The 18740-nt window shown below is 59.6% G+C and carries 17 protein-coding genes and 1 pseudogene; 10 read left to right on the forward strand and 8 right to left on the reverse strand.

The window, feature by feature from the left end; all coding sequences use genetic code 11:
- The first annotated feature begins 245 nt into the window (after window positions 1-245).
- The 4 genes from JQM66_RS04200 (at window position 246) to JQM66_RS04215 (ending at window position 5461) form a co-directional block, all read left to right on the forward strand.
- Entirely contained in the window at window positions 246-623 is a 378-nt protein-coding gene (locus JQM66_RS04200) for a RidA family protein (protein WP_235228559.1), read from the forward strand.
- Window positions 624-768: 145 nt separating this feature from the next.
- On the forward strand, window positions 769-2415 hold the full coding sequence (locus JQM66_RS04205) for a tryptophanase (protein ID WP_235228560.1): 1647 nt from the start codon (window positions 769-771) through the stop codon (window positions 2413-2415).
- A 146-nt stretch (window positions 2416-2561) separates the two neighbouring features.
- Window positions 2562-3959: a sodium-dependent transporter gene (locus JQM66_RS04210; RefSeq protein WP_235228561.1), complete on the forward strand. Its 1398-nt coding sequence runs from the start codon at window positions 2562-2564 to the stop codon at window positions 3957-3959.
- 206 nt (window positions 3960-4165) lie between these two features.
- Window positions 4166-5461 (forward strand): cation:proton antiporter, encoded by a 1296-nt coding sequence (locus JQM66_RS04215; protein ID WP_235228562.1) that lies wholly within the window; start codon window positions 4166-4168, stop codon window positions 5459-5461.
- A 40-nt stretch (window positions 5462-5501) separates the two neighbouring features.
- Here JQM66_RS04215 and JQM66_RS04220 read toward each other — a convergent pair whose 3' ends face one another.
- Window positions 5502-6341 carry a deoxyribonuclease IV gene (locus tag JQM66_RS04220; RefSeq protein ID WP_235228563.1) on the reverse strand — a complete coding sequence of 280 codons (840 nt, stop codon included), beginning with the start codon at window positions 6339-6341 and terminating at the stop codon, window positions 5502-5504.
- Window positions 6342-6435: 94 nt separating this feature from the next.
- A complete protein-coding gene (locus JQM66_RS04225; RefSeq protein WP_235228564.1) occupies window positions 6436-6591 on the reverse strand; it encodes a hypothetical protein in 156 nt (51 codons plus the stop codon).
- Window positions 6592-6793: 202 nt separating this feature from the next.
- Between JQM66_RS04225 and JQM66_RS04230 the strand changes: the two genes are divergently transcribed.
- From JQM66_RS04230 to JQM66_RS04240, 3 genes are all read left to right on the forward strand, one after another.
- Window positions 6794-7861 (forward strand): uridine kinase family protein, encoded by a 1068-nt coding sequence (locus tag JQM66_RS04230; RefSeq protein WP_235228565.1) that lies wholly within the window; start codon window positions 6794-6796, stop codon window positions 7859-7861.
- Window positions 7858-8265 (forward strand): DUF3842 family protein, encoded by a 408-nt coding sequence (locus JQM66_RS04235; protein WP_235228566.1) that lies wholly within the window; start codon window positions 7858-7860, stop codon window positions 8263-8265. The genes JQM66_RS04230 and JQM66_RS04235 overlap by 4 nt, the downstream gene beginning before the upstream one ends.
- Window positions 8266-8372: 107 nt before the next feature.
- A complete protein-coding gene (locus tag JQM66_RS04240) occupies window positions 8373-8912 on the forward strand; it encodes an ECF transporter S component (RefSeq protein WP_328284112.1) in 540 nt (179 codons plus the stop codon).
- A 1-nt stretch (window position 8913) separates the two neighbouring features.
- Here JQM66_RS04240 and JQM66_RS04245 read toward each other — a convergent pair whose 3' ends face one another.
- The 6 genes from JQM66_RS04245 to ppdK form a co-directional block, all read right to left on the reverse strand.
- On the reverse strand, window positions 8914-9069 hold the full coding sequence (locus JQM66_RS04245; protein ID WP_235228567.1) for a hypothetical protein: 156 nt from the start codon (window positions 9067-9069) through the stop codon (window positions 8914-8916).
- A 218-nt stretch (window positions 9070-9287) separates the two neighbouring features.
- Entirely contained in the window at window positions 9288-9443 is a 156-nt protein-coding gene (locus JQM66_RS04250; protein WP_235228568.1) for a rubredoxin, read from the reverse strand.
- Between the two features lie 55 nt (window positions 9444-9498).
- Window positions 9499-9885: a desulfoferrodoxin family protein gene (locus JQM66_RS04255; protein ID WP_235228606.1), complete on the reverse strand. Its 387-nt coding sequence runs from the start codon at window positions 9883-9885 to the stop codon at window positions 9499-9501.
- A gap of 14 nt (window positions 9886-9899) precedes the next feature.
- Window positions 9900-11195 carry an oxygen-binding di-iron domain-containing protein gene (locus tag JQM66_RS04260; protein ID WP_235228569.1) on the reverse strand — a complete coding sequence of 432 codons (1296 nt, stop codon included), beginning with the start codon at window positions 11193-11195 and terminating at the stop codon, window positions 9900-9902.
- Window positions 11196-11309: 114 nt separating this feature from the next.
- Window positions 11310-12176: a nitroreductase family protein gene (locus JQM66_RS04265; RefSeq protein WP_235228570.1), complete on the reverse strand. Its 867-nt coding sequence runs from the start codon at window positions 12174-12176 to the stop codon at window positions 11310-11312.
- 272 nt (window positions 12177-12448) lie between these two features.
- A complete protein-coding gene (gene ppdK / locus JQM66_RS04270; protein WP_235228571.1) occupies window positions 12449-15076 on the reverse strand; it encodes a pyruvate, phosphate dikinase in 2628 nt (875 codons plus the stop codon).
- A gap of 370 nt (window positions 15077-15446) precedes the next feature.
- Here ppdK and JQM66_RS04275 point away from each other — a divergent pair, with 370 nt between their 5' ends.
- The 3 genes and pseudogenes from JQM66_RS04275 to JQM66_RS04285 all read left to right on the forward strand — a co-directional run bounded on the left by JQM66_RS04275 (window position 15447) and on the right by JQM66_RS04285 (window position 18548).
- Window positions 15447-16307, forward strand: coding sequence for a DNA polymerase III subunit delta' (locus JQM66_RS04275; protein ID WP_235228572.1), 861 nt, complete (start codon window positions 15447-15449; stop codon window positions 16305-16307).
- Window positions 16304-17116, forward strand: a pseudogene (locus JQM66_RS12780) (PSP1 domain-containing protein); the annotation flags it as partial. The gene JQM66_RS04275 and the pseudogene JQM66_RS12780, both read left to right, overlap by 4 nt.
- 583 nt (window positions 17117-17699) lie before the next feature.
- Window positions 17700-18548 (forward strand): HAD-IIB family hydrolase, encoded by an 849-nt coding sequence (locus JQM66_RS04285; protein WP_235228573.1) that lies wholly within the window; start codon window positions 17700-17702, stop codon window positions 18546-18548.
- Window positions 18549-18740 lie beyond the last annotated feature (192 nt).

Consider the following 18740-nt stretch of genomic DNA (forward strand, 5'->3'; position numbering starts at 1 on the left):
CATTTCGGATTTTTACCATGGATTTTGATACCATTATATAAAAGGCCTGATTTTTTGTCAAAGAAAAAATTCTCATTACGATTGTAAATTTTTCTTAACTGATTTTGCATGCAGGTTGTATGCAATTGCCACAATAGCAGAGATGTGTATCTGGCTATCCGTACAAAGTGCATAAAGCTGACTTGACAAAATTTTTTTATTCTGATAAAATCATCTCGCTGAAAAACGAGAGGAGGCGTATTCCGATGAAGACGATCATCAGTACGGCAAAGGCTCCCGCAGCCATCGGCCCGTACAGCCAGGCCACCGATCTGGGCAGCCTGGTCATCACTTCCGGCCAGCTCCCCATTGACCCCGCCACCGGCGCGTTCCCCGAGGGGATCCAGGAGCAGACCCGCCAGTCCCTGACCAATGTGAAGGCCATCCTCGAGGCAGCGGGCCTGACGATGGACTCCGTGGTCAAGACCACCGTGTTCCTCAGCGACATGAACAACTTCGGCGCCATGAATGAGGTGTATGCGACCTTCTTCACAGAGGGCAGCTATCCCGCCCGCAGTGCGGTCGAAGTGGCACGGCTCCCCAAGGATGCCCTCGTGGAGATCGAGGTCATCGCCGCCAAGTAAGCCCGCGGCAAATTCCACTTGTTATCCCTGTGAATGATACTGTCCGCTAGGCGCAAGGCCGGGCCTGGGAACCCTGCCTTCGACGACCGGGGTATCCTCTAAAATCAAGGCACACCGTGCCTACATTAATTGGAGGTAAAGTATTATGTCTAAAGAGTATCCCCTGAACGTTCCTGCCCCCCATCACTTTACGTTTGCAGTTCGTGATATCCCCAATGTGACCGTCGAGCAGCGCGAGCGCGCCCTGAAGGCCACCCACTACAATGAATTCGCCTTCCCCTCCGGCATGCTGACTGTCGATATGCTGTCTGACTCCGGCACCACCGCCATGACCAACCAGCAGTGGGCCTCCCTGTTCCTGGGCGACGAGGCCTACGGCCGCAACACCGGCTACTATGTCCTGCTGGACACCTTCCGCGACATTTTCGAGCGCGGCGGCGAGAAGAACTGGAAGAAGGTCATCGACCTGGTCCGCACCGATTGCCGCGACGTGGAGAAGATGATGGACGAGGTCTACCTCTGCGAGTACGAGGGCGGCCTGTTCAACGGCGGCGCCGCTCAGATGGAGCGCCCCAACTCCTTCATCATCCAGCAGGGCCGTGCCGCTGAGTCCGTCCTGATGGAGATCGTCAAGAAGATCCTGGCCCAGCGTCATCCTGGCAAGGTGTTCACCATCCCCTCCAACGGCCACTTCGACACCACCGAGGGCAACATCAAGCAGATGGGTTCCGTGCCCCGCAACCTGTATCACAAGGAGATCCTGTACCAGGTACCCGAGGGAGGCTCCTATGAGAAGAACCCGTTCAAGGGCAACATGGACATTGAGAAGCTGGAGCAGCTGATCCAGGCCGTCGGTCCCGAGAACGTGCCCCTGATCTTCACCTGCATCACCAACAACCCCATCTGCGGCCAGCCCGTCTCCATGGGCAACATCCGCGAGATCAACCGCGTCGCTCATAAGTACGACATCCCCCTGATCTTCGACGTGGCCCGCTGGGCTGAGAACTGCTACTTCATCAAGATGAATGAAGAGGGCTATGCCGACAAGTCCATCGCCGAGATCGCCACCGAGATGTTCTCCTACTGCGACGGCTTCACCATGTCCGCCAAGAAGGACGGTCACGCCAACATGGGCGGTATGCTGGCCTTCCGCGACAAGGGCCTGTTCTGGCAGAAGTTCTCCGACTTCAACGAGGACGGCTCCATCAAGACCGACGTGGGCGTTCTGCTGAAGGTCAAGCAGATCTCCTGCTACGGCAACGACTCCTACGGCGGCATGAGCGGCCGCGACATCATGGCTCTGGCCGTGGGTCTGTATGAGTCCTGCGACTTCAACTACATGCATGAGCGTGTGCAGCAGTGCGAGTACCTGGCTCAGGGCTTCTACAAGGCCGGTGTCAAGGGCGTCGTGCTCCCCGCTGGCGGCCATGCCGTGTACATCAACATGGACGAGTTCTTCGACGGCAAGCGCGGCCATGATACCTTCGCCGGTGAGGGCTTCTCTCTGGAGCTGATCCGCCGCTATGGTATCCGCGTCTCCGAGCTGGGCGACTACTCCATGGAGTATGACCTGAAGACTCCCGAGCAGCAGGCTGAGCTGGCCAACGTGGTCCGTTTCGCCATCGACCGCAGCCGCCTGACCAAGGAGCACCTGGACTACGTCATCGCCGCCGTCAAGGCTCTGTATGAGGACCGTGAGTCCATCCCCAACATGCGCATCGTCTGGGGCCACAACCTGCCCATGCGTCACTTCCATGCCTTCCTGGAGCCCTATCCCAACGAGGAGAAGTAAGTCCTCTCTCTGAGCAAAATTCTGCGTAATCCGTGCCGCGTGGAAAGAGCACGGGAGAGAATGTGTGTGAAAAGCGGCGTCCGCGAATTGAATAAATTCCGCGGGCGCCGCTCATTTTTTGAGAAAGATAAAGGAGTGTCAAACGCATGAGCAATCAGACTCTGGAACAGCGCGACGGCTTTAAGAGCAAATGGGGCTTTATTCTGGCCTGCATCGGCTCCGCCGTCGGCATGGGCAACATCTGGCGCTTCCCCATCATGGTCTCCAAATTCGGCGGCCTGACCTTCCTGATCCCCTATTTCATTTTCGTCGTCCTGATCGGCGCCACCGGCGTCATCGAGGAATTTGCCCTCGGCCGCTGGGCTGCTGCCGGCCCTGTGGGTGCCTTTGGTAAGTGTACCGAAGAGCGCACTGGCAAGAAGGGCGTGGGCGAAGCCATCGGCGCCATCCCCATCATCGGCTCCATGATGCTGGCCATCGGCTACACCGTGGTCATGGGCTGGATCTTCAAGTATTGCTGGATGGGTATTTCCGGCAGCCTGTATGCCCTGGGCACTGAGATGCCCGCCATCGGCGGCGCTTTCGGTGCCACCGCTCCCGAGGCTGCTACCCTGGGCGAGGCCATCGGCATGATGACCAGCAACGGCATCTTCGGCATCGGCAACGGCGTGTGGCAGATCGTCGGTCTGGTGGTCTCCCTGATCATCATGGCCATGGGTGTTGCCGGCGGCATTGAGAAGGCCAACAAGATCATGATGCCCGCCCTATTCTTCCTGTTCGTGGCTCTGGGCGTCTACATTGCCTTCCTGCCCGGCTCCTCCGACGGCTACAAGTACATCTTCACCCTGAATCCCGCCGGTCTGCTGAATCCCCAGGTGTGGATCTTCGCCTTCGGCCAGGCCTTTTTCTCCTTGTCCATTGCCGGCAACGGCTCCGTGATCTACGGTTCCTACCTGCCCAAGAACGAGGACCTGCCCTCCTCCGCCCGCAACGTGGCCCTGTTCGACACCCTGGCTGCTCTGCTGGCTGCCTTCGTCATCCTGCCCGCCATGGCGGCAGGCGGCGTGGAGCCCTCTGCTGGCGGCCCCGGCCTGATGTTCGTCTATCTGGTCAACGTGTTCAACGGCATGCCCGGCGGCCGTATCGTCGGCATGATCTTCTTCATCTGCGTGCTGTTCGCCGGTGTCAGCTCCATCGTCAACCTGTATGAGGCTCCCGTGGCCTTCCTGCAGGAGAAGCTGCACCTGAAGCGCGTTCCCTCCGTTGTCATTATCGGTGCCATCGGCCTGGTGGTTTCCATCATGATCCAGCCCTGGACCTCTCAGTGGATGGACGTTGTCTCCATTTACATCTGCCCCCTGGGCGCTCTGCTGGCCGGTATCATGTTCTTCTGGGTCCTCAAGAAGGAGACCGCTCTGGCGGCTGTCAACGAGGGCGGCAAGAAGGAAGTCTACAAGCTGTTCTATTCTCTGGGCAAGTGGGTGTTCTGCATTGCCTCCCTGCTGGCCCTGGTCCTGGGTGCCATCTACGGCGGCATCGGCTGATTCCCTGCCCGGACACATCATTCCCATATGATGACAAGCGCCCCGCTGAAAAGCGGGGCGCTTTCCTTTTGAAATGGCAAAAAAGCACCGTGATTTTGTGCAGAATTCCTCTTGCATCTTCCCGGAAAGAGACTACAATGTAGGCTCCAAGAGAGAAGGATAACATGGGCGGAAAGTCTGCCCACCCGGAAAGGAAGTCTTGCGCAATGTCCTATCATTATCTGTTGGACCTGGCACTGATCCTGATGAGTACCAAGCTGCTGGGAATGCTGACCCGGCGGTTCCAGATGCCCCAGGTGGTGGGTGCGCTGCTGGCGGGCCTGATCCTGGGACCGGCTGTGCTGGATGTGTTGACAGAGACGGAGTTTTTGTCCCAGCTCAGTGAGCTGGGGGTGATCGTGATCCTGTTTACGGCAGGTATGACCACAGATCTGAAAGAGCTGAAAAACGCGGGAAAAAGCGGTTTCTGCGTAGCTCTGTGCGGTGTGCTGGTGCCTTTGGCCATGGGCACGGCCTTCGGCTGGCTGGCCGGAAAGGCGGGGTGGCTGCCGGATAATACGCTGCTGGAGGATGTGTTTTTAGGCACCATTCTGACCGCCACCTCTGTCAGTATCACCGTGGAGACCCTGAAGGAACTGGGCAGGCTGGACACGAAGGTGGGTGCTACCATTCTGGCCGCCGCGCTGATCGACGATGTGCTGGGCCTGATCGCCTTGACGGTCGTCTCCAGCTTGGCGGGCCAGGGGGCCAGCTTGGGGCTGGTGTTGATAAAGATCGCCCTGTTTTTTGTGTTTGCCGTGGTGGCGGCGCTGCTGGCCAGGAGATTTTTCCAGTGGATGATCGACCAAGCAGACGGAAAAAATCTCCGCCGCTATCCGGTGCTGGCCTTTGTGCTGTGCTTGCTGATGGCTTACTGCGCTGAGGAATTCTTCGGCGTGGCGGACATCATCGGCGCCTTTGTGGCGGGACTGGTGATCGCCTCCACACCCAAGGCCAAGTATATTGAAGCCAAGTTTACCACCCTGAGCTATCTGCTGCTGACGCCGATCTTCTTTGCGGGGATCGGTATCAAGGTGGAGCTGCCGGAGCTGAGCGGCGGACTGGCGGCCTTTTCTCTGCTGCTGTTGGCAGTGGCGGTCCTGTCCAAGATCATCGGCTGCGGGCTGGGTGCCAGAATGTGTGGTTTTCACCGGGAGGAGTGCCTCCAGGTGGGCGCCGGCATGGCCTGCCGCGGTGAGGTGGCCCTGATCGTAGCCAACCGGGGGCTGAGCATGGGCGTGCTGAGCCAGAGCCTGATGACGCCTGTCATTATCACCGTAGTGGGCTGTGCCATCCTGACGCCGATCCTGCTGAAGCTGGTATTCCGCGGCAAGGCGGCATCTGCGCTGAAAGAGAATGGCCTGGGCGACCGCTACCGGGAGGTGGAACAACTGGAGTATGCGTCGGAGCAGTTGCTGCAGCAGAACCGGGATATGCTGAAAAAGAGCAAGCCGGATACCTGAATAAAAAAAGAGGACGCCTGCGCGTCCTCTTTTACTGCGATCACTGTAATTGCTCCGCCTGCTGCCGCATGAGGGCGATCTCCCGGGCATATCCGGGCAGCTCGTTGGGGGTCTCCAGACAGAAGGGCAGGTCCTTCAGCGCCGGATGCCGTACCACCCGGGCCAGGGCCTCCAATCCGATGAAGCCCTCGCCGATGCGCGCGTGGCGGTCCTTCCGGGCACCGATGGGGTTTTTGCTGTCGTTGAGATGGATGGCCTTCAGTCGGTCCAGGCCGATCACTCTGTCGAACTCCGTCAGCACGCCGTCCAGGTCGCCGATGATGTCGTATCCGCCGTCGGAGACGTGGCAGGTGTCCAGGCATACGCCCATTTTGCCGGAGAGTTCCACCCGGTCCAGGATCTCCCGCAGTTCCTCGAAGCGGCCGCCCACCTCACTGCCCTTTCCCGCCATGGTCTCCAGCAGGACGGTGGTGGTCTGATCCGGGGTGAGAATTGCGTTGAGGCCCTCGGCGATAAGGGTGATGCCGGTTTCCACCCCCTGCCCTACATGGCTGCCGGGGTGGAAGTTGTAGTACTGGCCGGGCACATGCTCCATGCGCCGCAGGTCGTCGGCCATGGTTTCCCGGGCAAAGACGCGGTTTTTCTCCTCCGCGCCGCAGAGGTTCAGGGTATAGGGCGCGTGGGCGATGATGGGGGCAAAGCTGTGCTCCTCCATCAGGGATACCAGGGCCGCGGCATCCGCCGGGTCCAGGTCCTTGGCTTTGCTTCCACGGGGATTTCGGGTGAAAAACTGAAATGTATCCGCGTCCAGCTCCAGCGCCTGCCTCCCCATGGCGGCAAAGCCCTTGGAGGAGGACAAGTGACAGCCGATGTGCAGCATAAAGCGCCTCCTGATCGTGTTTTGCTATAGTATAGCACATGTTGGAATGGCTGTCCGTGGGAATTGCAACGGATTTTCTGAGATGCGCGTCAGGTCAGGCGGATTCCGGAGTATCCTCCGGGATGCTCAGGTACAGGTCCTCAGCTTGCTGCTGGGCAGCGATGAGAGTTTCTCGCAGCTGGTTCAGGATCTCTTCCGCATCGGAAATGGCGTTGAACAGCAGCAAATACTCCTTGGGAATAGACTTCATGACAGGTATTCCTTCCTTCCTTTTTCGCCACACACAAAATATTGGTGGCTACATCTTATCATACACAAAGTCTTGGTCATATGCTGTCTGAATCTGTCGAGCACATTGGAAAATGGAAAAAACGGGATGAGCGGTGCCGAAACCCTGTGATATTTCCTGAAAAGGGTTGCCCGGACGCCGGAGAAAGTGGTATGATAAGACCATGAGTGTGCAGAAAAGGACAACGGAATATCTGCTGGACCAGTGTAAACGATATCCGGCTCTGGAGCCCGGCGATCTGCTGAAGGGGCTGCACCAGAGCATCTTTGGCTGCGGCCATTTTGTGACGGACCGGGCCGCTGGCTTGGCGCTGCTGCGCCGGGAACTGGAGGCCCCGGACCTGCGGACAGACGTGGAGCCTCTGGACGGTCCCTACTGCCGGGTCCACCTGGGCTATCTGAAAAAGACGGGCCTTGCGCCGGAGACCCTGTTCCGGCTGTTTGCCCTGTCGGCGGAAAAGCCCTCCGGTGACATATCAGCCCTGAAGGAAAAGCTGACGGTGTTGTTGTCCCTGGCGGAAGCGGGCAAACTTCCCTTTCTGCTGGAGGAAACCGAGGAGGCTGTGGAGATCTGGCGCCAGGCGGGCTTCCCCGCCTGTCACCACTCAGAGCGGTTCCGTGCGGTATACCATCCGGCCTACCGGGTCATCGGTCGGGAATTCGTCTGGCTCCTGCCCCTGTTGGCAGCTATCGACCAGAAGCGGGCGGAGCGGGACCGGGTGACCGTGGCCATTGAGGGCGGCAGCGCCAGCGGAAAAACCACTCTGGCGGCGCTGCTGACAAAGATCTACGACTGCAATGTGTTCCACATGGATGACTTTTTCCTGCGGCCGGAGCAGCGGACGGCGGAGCGGCTGGCGGAGCCCGGCGGCAATGTGGACCGGGAGCGGTTTGCGGAGGAGGTCCTGCGGCCCTTGGCTGGGGGTCAGGAGATTTCCTACCGCCGCTATGACTGCCGGACCCAGACGGTGCTGTCGCCTGTCCCTGTGGCGCCCAAGGCGCTGAACATCGTGGAGGGAGCGTACAGCATGCACCCGGCCCTGGCGGACTGCTATGACCTGTCGGCCTTCCTGCGCATTTCTCCGGTTCTGCAGCGCAGCCGTATCCGGAAGCGCAATACCCCGGAAATGGCGGAGCGGTTTTTTGATCTCTGGATCCCCCTGGAGCGGCGCTATTTTGAGAAAACGGACGCGGCAGCCCGCTGCGATCTGATCCTGGAGGTGGAGGCATGAGAGTAGTTGTCATCGACGGCCAGAGCGGCCGCATGGGCCAACTGTTCATCGAGCGTGCCAGGGCGGCGGAACTGCCCTGCGAGATCGTGGCGGTGGGTACCAACGCCATCGCCACGGCGGCTATGCTGAAGGCCGGCGCTTCCGCCGGCGCCACCGGGGAGAACCCGGTGCTGGTGGCCTGCCGCACGGCGGATGTGATCGTGGGCCCCATCGGCATCCTGTCGGCGGATTCTCTCATGGGGGAGATCACCCCCGCCATGGCGGTGGCCGTGGGCCAGAGCGCCGCCAAAAAGCTGCTGCTGCCGGTAAACCAGTGCAGCAACATCGTGGTGGGGACCCAGTCCCTGACACTGTCAAAGCTCATGGAGGAAGCGGTAGACCTGCTGCGCTCCCTGTGTGAATAATCCCTCCGGCCAAGCCGGAGAGTTCCCCAGCGCATTTTCAAAATCGTATCCCAAGGTACGGCCTCCCGTTCAAGACGGCAAACTACTTTGAAAGGGAGAAACCCAACGTGAAAACCAATGTCAAAACCAGTCCCATCCTGCACCTGACCTATGCGGCGGTCTGTCTGGCCCTCTGCATGGTCCTGCCCTTCCTGACGGGTCAGATCCCCCAGGTGGGCAGCGCCCTGTGTCCCATGCACATTCCCGTCCTGCTGGCGGGCTTCCTCTGCGGCCCCTGGTGGGCCCTGGCGGTGGGCGCCGTGGCGCCGCTGCTGCGGTTTGCCCTGTTCGGTATGCCGCCCCTCTTCCCCACCGGCGCTGCCATGTGCTTTGAGCTGGCAGCTTATGGTCTGGTCAGCGGTATCCTCTATCGGAAGCTGCCCAAGAAGGTGCTCAATGTCTACGTGGCCCTGATCGCTGCCATGCTGGCGGGCCGCGTGATCTGGGGCATCGTCATGGTGGTGCTCATGGGCCTCAACGGCTCCGCCTTTACCTGGGCGGCCTTTATGGCGGGTGCGTTTGTCAACGCTGTCCCCGGCATCATCGTCCATATCATTCTGATCCCCATCATCGTGCTGGCCCTGCGGAAAGCGGGCCTGGCGGATTGAATCAACCAAGGACACGGCCCAAGGCCGTGTCCTTGGTTTTCTGTTGTTTCAGGAAGCAACCCGGTTCTTTCGGGCGAGACTGGCTGCTGCCGTCGGAAGCACCCACCTCGGCTGCGCAGGCGTATTTCAGGTGTGCTGCGAATTCTGCTTTTGCCATGGCTCGCTGCCGCTGTTTCGAAGTTATCCGCAAACTTTGGGTGCTATTATGCATTGCAGTATAGACGGTCAGCATTTTCAAAGCGAACAGGAGCCTTTTCCCAATGAAAAAGGACGCTCTGCGGAAATCCACAGAACGCCCTTGGCATTTTATGCAGCGTCTGGAGTCAGAAAAACACATTTTCTGATGATACCAGGAGTCCACCGCTTCCCGGCGATTTACTCGGCAGAGAACTGGTCCTTGCCGGCGCCGCACAGGGGACACTCAAAATCTTCGGGCAGATCGGCAAACTTGGTGCCAGGGGCAATGCCGTGATCGGGATCGCCAACAGTCTCATCGTAAACCCAACCACACAGATCGCAAACGTACTTCATTACAAAACACTCCTTTTATTAAAAATTTGGGATCATATTGAATGTCAATGCTGCTTCAGATCTCCGCCATCCACAGACCGTGGAGGTTGCAGTAGGCGTAGACCGCCACCGGCTTGTCATCGTCGGTGAGAGCAAAGGTGACCACAGGCGCGGAGCCGGCAGTCAGGGACTTGCGCTGACCGCCGGAAGTGGTCTGCAGATAGACCCACTGGATAAGGTGCTCTTCGGTCATCGGATGCTCGACAGCACCCACGGAAACTTTGACAAGATTGCCCTCCACAGTGAATACAGGGATATGCTTTTCCGTGCTGGCCTCCACAGTGCCGGGGACCAGTTCTTTCATTTTCTGGCCGCAGCACATCAGAGGAACGCCTGCGTCATGGATCTTGCCGACGATGTTTCCGCAATGCTCACAGATGTAAAACTTGGTATTGCTCACGATAATTCCCTCCGGATTCACTTGATTTCTTCAAAATCTTCGGCTCCCCGTTTGCAGATGGGGCAGGCGAAATCCTTGGGAAGCGTCTCGCCCTCGTACACATAGCCGCAGATCTTACAGACAAACTTCTTTTTGCCGTTGGACGCACTCTCAGAGACACAGCCTTCACCGCACAAGGCTTTCACCAGCAGCTCCAGCTGGGCAGCGCTCTCCTCGCTCAGAGCGGAGCGGAGCGTCACCACCGGCTCCACAAAGGTCAGGTTTTTGCTCTTTTCCAGAAGGCCTTTGATAACACGGGCTGCGGAGGGAGCCCAGCTGCCGTTTTCCATGATAGCCACCGTGCGGTTGCAGAAACCCCGGGCAGTCAGGTGTTCGATAAACTCCCGCATGAACGGGAAAATGTCATTGTTATAGGTAGTCGTGGCAAGGACCAGCTTGCTGTATCGGAATGCGTCAGCCACCGCCTGGGACATATCGCTGCGGGCCAGATCGTAAACCGTGACCTTTTGACCAGATTTTTCCAATGCCTCCGCCAGCTGTTCCACGGCTTTTTTGGTATTCCCGTAGACAGAGGTATAAGCGATCAGGATGCCATCCTCCTCCGGGGTGTAAGAGGACCACTTGCTGTAGAGGTCTATGTAATGGCCCAGGTTTTCGCTCAGTACCGGTCCGTGCAGCGGGCAGATGATCTCAATATCCAGCGCCGCTGCTTTCTTCAGAACCGTCTGTACCTGTCCGCCGTATTTGCCGACAATGCCGATGTAATAGCGCCGGGCCTCGCCATCCCAAGCCTCTGCCGCGTCCTGAGCGCCGAACTTTCCGAAGGCATCGGCGGAGAACAGCACCTTGTCCGTACTGTCGTAAGTCATGATGACCTCGGGCCAGTGAACCATAGGGGCAGTGATAAAGCGCAGGGTGTGCCGGCCGAGGGACAGGGTATCGCCCTCTCCCACAGTTATCTGCCGCTCCGCAAGGTCCGTATGGAAGAAATTCTTGATCATCGCAAAGGCCTTGGAGGAAGCCACTACCTGCACAGTGGGATAGGCCTCCAGGAACCGGAGCAGGCTGCCGGAGTGGTCCGGCTCCATATGCTGAACAATGATGTAGTCGGGGGCCTTTCCGCCCAGCACGGTCCGGATGTTCTCCAGCCAGACTTCCGTGAAATGGGCATCCACCGAATCGATGACGGCATTTTTTTCATCGGCGATCACATAGGAATTGTAGGCCATACCGTTGGGAACGCGGTACTGGCTCTCAAACAGGTCAATGGCGTGGTCGTTGACGCCGACATAATGAATCTCCTGAGAAATCATGGGCAGCTCCTTCTGAATCAATGTTCACCTGTTTTGGCTTCGGGTATGCGGAAGCTGAAAAGCCCTGGAGGGCAAAGTCCTCTCCAGGGCCTTTTTGTTGCATTGCGGGGTCTGTTACAGCTTGCAGGATGCAACAGCCTCGTAGCCCTCCGGCAGCTGGAGTTTTGCGGCATCCGCGCCGAAACTCCATTTGATCTTTCCGGCCCACTGAGAAGCGGTGCTGGAGAAGTGCAGCAGCACGATGCCCAGGCCCAGCTTGGCATCGATCTCGTCAGTGTAGCTGTCCGGCGCCTTCACCAGAGTGATCTGGCCCTCATGGATGATGAAGCCATAGGGCTGTCTGTTCAGATAGCTGGGAGACAGGGTCGCCGCGTAAAGAGCCTCCCATAGCATGTCGTCATAGAAGCCGATGTACTCGTCAACGCCCTGAGTGTTGCCCCAGGTATCCATGAACACCATGTCGTGGAGACCGTGCTTGGGGGCGAAATACTGGCGCTGGGCGGCGATATCCACGTTGGACATGCTCAGGATGTTCACGCGCAGGCGCTTGGTGGTCTTGAGACCCTGGCCAAAGGCCACAATAGCGGCCACATCCAGAGGAGAGTCGATCTTCAGAGCGGCCTTGACCTTCTCGCTGTCGGTGAAAGTGATCCAACAGCAGCCCAGTTCCATGTCAGTCAGCTTCAGAACCATGTCCTCCATCATGAAACCGGCGTTCTCACCGGCCTGATCGCCCTTGGCGGACAGGAGGACCAGATAGTTCGGCGCGCCGACCAAAAAGCTCTCGTAACCAGCGGCGCCCTCCAAAGCCTCCTTGGCCTCCTCACCGAAAACGCACAGCTTTGTCTCAAGGTCGGGAACCAGACGCTGGCAGGACTTCTGATAATAGGTTTCAATTTCCGCAAGCGCAGCAGCGGACACCTTCTTATCCGCGAACTCGCGGACAGATTTTCTGTTTTGGATCAGCGCACTGTAATTCATGGATGTGCCTCCTAAATCAATTTGAGATCTCCGGGATGGTCCGCAAAGCGCCATCCTTTATCCGAATTCTGTACTTTTACATGATATTACATCTTACCCCGAATTGCAAGTTCTACATGGAATAATTTCATCAAGAGAACAGTTGACATCAGTGCTCGGCCCGTGCGGACTGCAAGATGATGCGACAGATATTACATAGATAGAATGCACCCCCGATTCATGAGAATCGGGGGTGCGTTTGTATCGGATTTCTTTCTTGCCGGGAATTCCGCTTAGCCTTCCTTGATAGCAGCCTGAGCGGCAGCCAGACGGGCGATGGGCACGCGGAAGGGAGAGCAGGACACATAGTCCAGGCCCACACGGTGGCAGAACTCCACGGAGGAGGGATCGCCGCCGTGCTCGCCGCAGATGCCCAGGTGCAGGTCGGGGTTGGTGGAACGGCCCAGCTTGGCAGCCATGGCAACCAGCTTGCCGACGCCGGTCTGGTCCAGCTTGGCGAAGGGATCGTTCTCGTAGATCTTCTTGTCGTAGTAGGCGCCCAGGAACTTGCCGGCGTCGTCACGGCTGAAGCCGAAGGTCATCTGGGTCAGGTCGTTGGTACCGAAGGAGAAGAAGCCGGCCTCCTTGGCAATCTCGTCGGCGGTCAGAGCGGCGCGGGGGATCTCGATCATGGTACCCACCAGGTACTTCATGTCGGAACCGGCGGCGGCGATGATCTCGTCAGCGGTCTTGACGACCACGCTCTTGACGTACTTCAGCTCCTTGACCTCGCCCACCAGGGGGATCATGATCTCGGGGACCATCTTCCAGTCGGGATGCTTGGCCTGGACAGCCAGCGCGGCCTTGATGACGGCGCGGGTCTGCATGGCGGCGATCTCGGGATAGGTGACGGCCAGACGGCAGCCGCGGTGACCCATCATGGGGTTGAACTCATGCAGAGAGGAGATGATGTTCTTGATGTCGGCAACGGACTTGCCCAGGTCCTCGGCCAGCAGCTCAATGTCGTGCTCCTCGGTGGGAACGAACTCGTGCAGGGGGGGATCCAGGAAGCGGATGGTGACGGGGCAGCCCTCCATGGCCTCGTAGATGCCCTCGAAGTCGCCCTGCTGCATGGGCTCCAGCACGGCCAGAGCGGCCTCGCGCTGCTCCACGGTGTCGGAGCAGATCATGCGGCGGATGGCACGGATGCGGTCACCCTCGAAGAACATGTGCTCGGTACGGCACAGGCCGATGCCCTGGGCACCGAACTTCCGGGCCTGAGCGGCATCGTGGGGGGTGTCGGCGTTGGTGCGGACCTGCAGGCGGCGATACTTGTCGGCCCAGCCCATGACCCGGCCGAACTCGCCGCCGATGGTGGCGTCGGTGGTGGGGACAGCGCCGTCATAGATGGTGCCGGTGGAGCCGTCCAGGGAGATCCAGTCGCCCTCGGAATAGGTCTTGCCGGCCAGCTCGAACTTCTTGTTCTCCTCGTCCATCTTGATGTCGCCGCAGCCGGAGACGCAGCACTTGCCCATGCCGCGGGCCACGACGGCAGCGTGAGAAGTCATGCCGCCGCGGACGGTCAGGATGCCCTGAGCAGCCTTCATGCCCTCGATATCCTCGGGAGAGGTCTCCAGACGGACCAGGACCACCTTCTCACCGCGCTCAGCCCAGGCCTTGGCGTCCTCAGCGGTGAAGACGACCTTGCCGGAGGCAGCGCCGGGAGAGGCGCCCAGAGCCTTGCCGATGACGTCGGCCTTCTTCAGGGCCACGGCGTCGAACTGGGGATGCAGCAGGGTGTCCAGAGAGCGGGGCTCGATCATGGCCACGGCCTGCTTCTCGTCGATCATGCCCTCGTCCACCAGGTCGCAGGCGATCTTCAGAGCGGCGGCGGGGGTGCGCTTGCCGTTACGGGTCTGCAGCATGTAGAGCTTGCCGTTCTCCACGGTGAACTCCATGTCCTGCATGTCGTGATAGTGATCCTCCAGGATCTTGCAGACGCCTTCGAACTGGGCGAAGGCCTCGGGGAACTTCTCAGCCATCTGGGAGATGGGCATGGGAGTGCGGACGCCGGCCACCACGTCCTCGCCCTGGGCGTTGGTCAGGAACTCGCCGAACAGCTTCTTCTCGCCGGTGGCGGGGTTGCGGGTGAAAGCAACGCCGGTGCCGCAGTCGTCGCCCATGTTGCCGAAAGCCATGGACTGGACGTTGACGGCAGTGCCCCAGGAATAGGGGATATCATTGTCGCGGCGATAGACGTTGGCGCGGGGGTTGTCCCAGGAACGGAACACGGCCTTGACGGCGCCCATCAGCTGCTCCTTGGGATCAGAGGGGAAGTCGGAACCGATCTTGGACTTGTACTCAGCCTTGAACTGGCCGGCCAGCTCCTTCAGGTCCTCAGCGGTCAGCTCCACGTCCTGGGTGACGCCCTTCTTCTCCTTCATCTCGTCGATGAGCTGCTCAAAGTACTTCTTGCCCACTTCCATGACGACGTCGGAATACATCTGGATAAAGCGGCGATAGCAGTCCCAGGCCCAGCGGGGGTTGCCGGACTTCTTGGACAGGACCTCCACCACGGTCTCGTTCAGACCCAGGTTCAGGATGGTGTCCATCATGCCGGGCATGGAGGCCCGGGCGCCGGAACGGACGGAGACCAGCAGGGGGTTCTCGGCGTCGCCGAACTTCTTGCCGGTGATGCCCTCCATCTTCTCGATGTACTCCATGATCTCGGCCACGATCTCGTCGTTGATCTTCTGGCCGTCCTCATAGTACTGGGTGCAGGCTTCGGTGGTGATGGTGAAGCCCTGAGGCACGGGCAGGCCGATGTTGGTCATCTCGGCCAGGTTGGCGCCCTTGCCGCCCAGGAGCTCACGCATGTTGGCGTTGCCCTCGGTGAACAGGTAGCAGTACTTTTTGCTCATTCTTTCTTTCCTCCATTTTGATGGTAATGCCTTAAGGCGGAGTTACAGTGAAACGTTTGCGTTATGGATTAGCTTTAATATTATAATAGGAAAACGTTCGAAAAACAATACGCAAAAGTAAAAAGAAATCCGGATGGAAACCCAAATTTTTTCAAGAAATCCTGTCAGTTTTACACAAAAATCGCCTCTCGAAGAGCAAAAAGCACGCAAACGTTTGTGTTGGCCCGGCGGAAGGAATATTTTTCGGAGAGGAGCGGAATAGGGATGTCCCATATTCCCTTTTTGATGAAAATATGATATAGTCAAGGAACTTGAAAAGAATCATTCTGATTGTTTCAAGATGTTGATGATCGTGTGAGGAGGCGTTGACATGACCCCGTTTGGACTGCCGGAAAAAGAACCTGCGGCCGCCCGCATCCGGGAGGCAGCTGCCCGTGGGACCCTGTCCCATGCCCTGCTGTTCACCGGCAGCGGAGACTGCCAGGCGGCTGCCCGGTACGCGGCGGCGGCCATGGAGTGTGAGGCGGAGGGCCCGCGCCCCTGCGGTGTCTGCCGCGCCTGCCGCAAGGTGGCGGAGGACATCCACCCCGATGTCATCACCGTCCGGGACCCGGAGCACAAAAATATCTCAGTGGATGTGGTGCGGGATATCCGGGCCGACGCCTATATCCGCCCCAACGAGGGGCGGCGGAAGGTATACATCTTCCCTGACTGTGCCATCCTGACGGAGCAGGACCAGAACGTCCTCCTGAAGATCGTGGAGGAGGGTCCTCCCTATGCGGCCTTTCTGTTCTGTGCGGAAAATGCCGCCGCGGTGCTCCGGACCCTGCGGTCCCGGTGCGTGGAGCTAAAGCTCCGTCCGGCGGAGGAGACCGGGGGCGAGACCTCCGAACCCGGGCTGGAGCTTTGCCGGGCCATCGGCCGCCGGAAGCGGGGGGCCGTGGCCGAACTGGCGGTGCGCCTGGAGCGGAAGAAACTGGACCGGGATGCCCTGGCCGCCATGCTGGAGCGGAGCCGTCAGGCCTTCGCGGCGGCGTTATTGCTGCTGTATGGGAAGGAACCGGAGGAAAATGACCGGGAAATTGCGCCATTTCTTGCGAAAAACTTGACAAAGGCGCAAATTATGTCCACAATAGAACTGTTAGAAACGTATTACGGAGAGTGCGCCTACAACGTTGGCGTGGGCCATGTGCTGGGGGCGCTCACCGCGGAATTGGAGGGTATCCTTTGACAGAAGTGATCAGCGTCCGCTTTCGGGGCGGATGCAAGAATTATTTTTTTGACCCCAGGGGTCTGCAGGTGAAAATGGGCGACCAGGTGGTGGTGGAGACCGCCCAGGGTGCTGAATTTGCCACCTGCACCGAGGGCAACCACGAGGTGGATGACGCCGCCATCGTGCAGCCCCTGTGCGCCGTTTTGCGGATGGCCACGGAGAATGACCGCCGCACGGTGGAGTACAACCGAAAAAAAGAGAGCGAGGCCTTCGACATCTGCGAGAAGAAGATCGCGGACCACGGCCTGGACATGAAGCTGGTGAACGTCTCCGCCAGCTTTGACGGCAACAAGATCATCTTTTATTTCACCGCCGACGGCCGGGTGGACTTCCGGGAGCTTGTGCGGGACCTGGCCAGCGTGTTCCGGGCCCGCATCGAGCTGCGGCAGATCGGCGTCCGGGATGAGGCCAAGATGATCGGCGGCCTGGGCATCTGCGGGCGGCCCTTCTGCTGCTCTCAGTTCCTGGACGGCTTTATGCCTGTCTCCATTAAAATGGCAAAGACCCAGAACCTGAGCCTGAACCCCACCAAGATCTCTGGCACCTGCGGCCGCCTCATGTGCTGCCTGAAGTATGAGCAGAACGCCTATGAGGACGCCGCCAAGCGGATGCCAAAGGTGGAGAGCTTTGTCCAGACCCCCGACGGTCCCGGCAACGTCAAGAGTGTGGACCTGCTGCGGGAGACCGTGAAGGTGGCGCTGGACAGCGCGGCCCCCAACGAGCCCATGAAGTGCTACCACAACTGCGAGGTTTGCGTCCTCCGCAACGGCAAGGGCAGTCGGGACGGCATTGAGATCCCCGAGCGCCCTGCCCGCTATGTGGAGGAGAAGGAAGAGGAGGAGCTGTTCAGCGTCCCCATCCTGTCCACCCCCTTCTATATGGACAGCCAGCTGGAGGACGCTCCCGTCCGGGAGAAGATCGGTACGCCCGAGAGCAGCGAAGGCGGTAAATCCCGCCGCCGCCACCGGGGCGGACGCCGCCGCGGCAAGAGTGGTCAGTCCAAGCCCGAGCAGGCGGCTCCCGAAAAGAATGAGAAGAAGCAACCTGAAAAGGGCGAAAAGAAGGAGCAGGCCAAGGAGGGTGGCAAGCAGCCCCGGCAGCCCAGACCCCAGCAGAAGCAAAAGCCCCAGCCCAAGCCCGCCGGCAAAGGCGGGGAACAGGCCGCCGCGGGAGAAGGCGGCGAGGGCACCAAGCGCCGTCGTCCCCGTCACCGGGGCGGACGCCGCCGCAACAAGGGCGGCGGAGGCGGCGAGGGTGCCGCGCCCAAGGCTGAATAAGAGAGAAGCAAGTCCCGCCGCCCGCATCGCGGGCGGCGGGACTTGCTTCTGAGAAATAAGAGAGGAGACCGTCATGGGAAGATTCACCGGCGTACTGCTGGCCAGCGATTTTGACAACACCCTGATCTATACGGAGGAGGCCCTGCGCTCCGGCGTGCCGGTGCCGCCCCTGTCGGAGAAGAACCGGGCGGCTCTGGAGTATTTCATGGCTGAGGGTGGCAAATTCGCCATTGCCACGGGCCGGGCCTTGGCGGCCTTTATGAAGTACGCGGACAAGGTTCCCATGAACGCCCCCGGCGTGGTGTGCAACGGCGCGGCCCTGTATGATTTTTCCACAGGGGAATACTTGGAAACGGCCATGCTGGACGGCGATGTCCGCCAGCGGGGTCAGGCGGTGCTGGACCGGTTCCCGACCATGGCCGTGGAGGCCTACCATATGGACAACGTGATTTACGCCGTCCATCCCAACGAGATCACCCGCCAGCATGAGCACCTGACCAAGGTGGGCGTGACGGAGCGGGTCTCCCTGGAGGAGGTCCCCCTGCCCCTGGGCAAGCTGCTGCTGGAGGCGGACCGAGAGACCCTGGAGGAGGCAAAAGCCTTCATGGAAGAGCAGGGCTGGAGCGAGGACTATGAGCTGATCTTCTCCGCCCGGGAGTTGCTGGAGATGACCGCCAGGGGCGCCAACAAGGGCGGTATGGTCCGCCGTCTGGCGGAGCGGCTGGGCATCTCCATGGAGCACGTCTATTGTGCTGGAGACGAGGCCAACGATATCTCCATGCTGACCGTCGCGGCTCGGGGCTTTGCCCCGGCCAACTGCGTGCCCGCCGTGCGGGACTGCGGGGCGGTCATCGTGGCCGATGCCCGGGAGGATGCCCTGGAGGAGATCGTCCACCGGCTGGCGGAGCGGTATCCGAAATGATGCGCCCCTGGCGGGGCGCACGGGGATGCACCCCCCATTTTCTTTTTGAGACATCAAAAAGAAAACCCTCCAGAGGGGCTTCTCTTGCCGCTGTGCGGCAATTCACCTTCTGCGCCGTGCACGGTGGAAAAGAAAAAATGTTTATGCGCAACCCGGCGCAGGGCCTTGGCCCTGCGCCGGGTTGCTTCCATG

This window comes from Oscillibacter valericigenes (assembly GCF_021531915.1).
GTDB classification, from domain to species: Bacteria; Bacillota; Clostridia; order Oscillospirales; family Oscillospiraceae; genus Oscillibacter; species Oscillibacter valericigenes_A.

Excerpts from the sequence above, each read along its gene's own strand:
- JQM66_RS04200 (WP_235228559.1), top strand. The coding sequence starts at position 246 with ATGAAGACGATCATCAGTACGGCAAAGGCTCCCGCAGCCATCGGCCCG.
- JQM66_RS04205 (WP_235228560.1), top strand. The coding sequence starts at position 769 with ATGTCTAAAGAGTATCCCCTGAACGTTCCTGCCCCCCATCACTTTACG.
- JQM66_RS04210 (WP_235228561.1), top strand. The coding sequence starts at position 2,562 with ATGAGCAATCAGACTCTGGAACAGCGCGACGGCTTTAAGAGCAAATGG.
- JQM66_RS04215 (WP_235228562.1), top strand. The coding sequence starts at position 4,166 with ATGTCCTATCATTATCTGTTGGACCTGGCACTGATCCTGATGAGTACC.
- JQM66_RS04220 (WP_235228563.1), bottom strand. The coding sequence starts at position 6,341 with ATGCTGCACATCGGCTGTCACTTGTCCTCCTCCAAGGGCTTTGCCGCC.
- JQM66_RS04225 (WP_235228564.1), bottom strand. The coding sequence starts at position 6,591 with ATGAAGTCTATTCCCAAGGAGTATTTGCTGCTGTTCAACGCCATTTCC.
- JQM66_RS04230 (WP_235228565.1), top strand. The coding sequence starts at position 6,794 with ATGAGTGTGCAGAAAAGGACAACGGAATATCTGCTGGACCAGTGTAAA.
- JQM66_RS04235 (WP_235228566.1), top strand. The coding sequence starts at position 7,858 with ATGAGAGTAGTTGTCATCGACGGCCAGAGCGGCCGCATGGGCCAACTG.
- JQM66_RS04245 (WP_235228567.1), bottom strand. The coding sequence starts at position 9,069 with ATGGCAAAAGCAGAATTCGCAGCACACCTGAAATACGCCTGCGCAGCC.
- JQM66_RS04250 (WP_235228568.1), bottom strand. The coding sequence starts at position 9,443 with ATGAAGTACGTTTGCGATCTGTGTGGTTGGGTTTACGATGAGACTGTT.
- JQM66_RS04260 (WP_235228569.1), bottom strand. The coding sequence starts at position 11,195 with ATGATTTCTCAGGAGATTCATTATGTCGGCGTCAACGACCACGCCATT.
- JQM66_RS04265 (WP_235228570.1), bottom strand. The coding sequence starts at position 12,176 with ATGAATTACAGTGCGCTGATCCAAAACAGAAAATCTGTCCGCGAGTTC.
- ppdK (WP_235228571.1), bottom strand. The coding sequence starts at position 15,076 with ATGAGCAAAAAGTACTGCTACCTGTTCACCGAGGGCAACGCCAACATG.
- JQM66_RS04275 (WP_235228572.1), top strand. The coding sequence starts at position 15,447 with ATGACCCCGTTTGGACTGCCGGAAAAAGAACCTGCGGCCGCCCGCATC.
- JQM66_RS04285 (WP_235228573.1), top strand. The coding sequence starts at position 17,700 with ATGGGAAGATTCACCGGCGTACTGCTGGCCAGCGATTTTGACAACACC.